The 473-nt window shown below is 33.4% G+C and carries 1 protein-coding gene; it reads right to left on the bottom strand.

Features of this window, described 5'->3' with window-relative positions; all coding sequences use genetic code 11:
- Positions 1 to 473 (bottom strand): IS30 family transposase (locus OCV55_RS13930; protein WP_147580919.1); only part of this gene is annotated, 473 nt, incomplete at both ends.

Below are 473 nucleotides of genomic sequence, written 5' to 3'. Positions count from 1 at the left end.
AAAATCGAGTTTTTCTTTCCAACAAAGTAAGATAAGCACCATTTTGACCATCTCTAGGACCAGTAACCAAATCGCCCTCCCAATGACCAAACTCTTCTCTGGAATAGATAGATTCAGACCTTTCAGTAATAGAAACCCCCTTTTGTCTTTTAGGAATATATGTCTTCCAGTTCTTCTTTGTTTTTCTTCTGACCATGCGAGGAAGATCGATAGGTTTAATAGAGGTTTTACCCTGATGAACATAGTTATAAAAGGTTTTAGTGGAAACAGTTTCCATATCATTAATTTTATCCCTTTGATGAATAATCAAATAATTGATGGTTTCATCAATAGAGGAAAGCTTGTTGGATTTGATTTCGTTTTCAACAAGAGAAATAAAATCAGTAGCTTTATCAAATTTAGAATTGTTAGGAATCTTATGATTCTTGGATCTTTTTTGAAAAGCAGCCAAGGCAGATAGTTCAAAATGCTTA

The organism is [Clostridium] ammoniilyticum (assembly GCF_025566905.1).
Classification (GTDB): domain Bacteria; phylum Bacillota_I; class Bacilli_A; order Erysipelotrichales; family Coprobacillaceae; genus Faecalibacillus; species Faecalibacillus intestinalis.
Note: the sequence above shows the minus strand (reverse complement) of the source record. Positions and strands in the feature narration are given on the sequence as shown.